The 551-nt window shown below is 61.9% G+C and carries 1 protein-coding gene; it reads left to right on the forward strand.

All coding sequences use genetic code 11. The annotated features are described in order from the left end of the window. On the forward strand, positions 1 to 551 hold a 551-nt coding region (locus G5149_RS20905; RefSeq protein ID WP_421213596.1), incomplete at both ends, for a DUF5801 repeats-in-toxin domain-containing protein.

Consider the following 551-nt stretch of genomic DNA (forward strand, 5'->3'; position numbering starts at 1 on the left):
TGGACGAGAGCAACCTGGCACTCAATGCCAGCACCAGCTATGCCAGCCTGTTTACCAGCAACTTTGGCGCCGATGGTGCCGGTACACTGGTCTACAGCCTGAGTGTCAGCGCAGCAGGGGCGGATAGCGGACTTAACGACACCGCGACCGGTCAGGACATCCTGCTCTATGTGGAAAATGGCAGCGTGGTTGGCCGGGTAGGTGGCAGCAGCGGCGATGTGGCCTTTACCCTGACGGTCAACAACAGCGGGGTCGTGACGCTGGATCAGGTGCGTGCCATCGAGCACACCCCGAACAGCGGCCCGGACCAAGAGAGCAGCCTGCTGTCAGCCAACCTGGTGACACTGGTGGGGACCATCACCGACAAGGATGGGGACAGCCAGAGTGCCAGCGTGGACTTGGGCAGTGCCATCAGCTTCAAGGACGACGGCCCGAGTATCAGTGCCGGCAGTGCGGCCAGCGACAGCCTGCAGGTGGACGAGAGCAACCTGGCACTCAATGCCAGCACCAGCTATGCCAGCCTGTTTACCAGCAACTTTGGCGCCGATGGT

Origin of the sequence: Aeromonas sp. 600479 (genome assembly GCF_049175515.1) — a bacterium.
GTDB lineage: Bacteria > Pseudomonadota > Gammaproteobacteria > Enterobacterales > Aeromonadaceae > Aeromonas > Aeromonas veronii_A.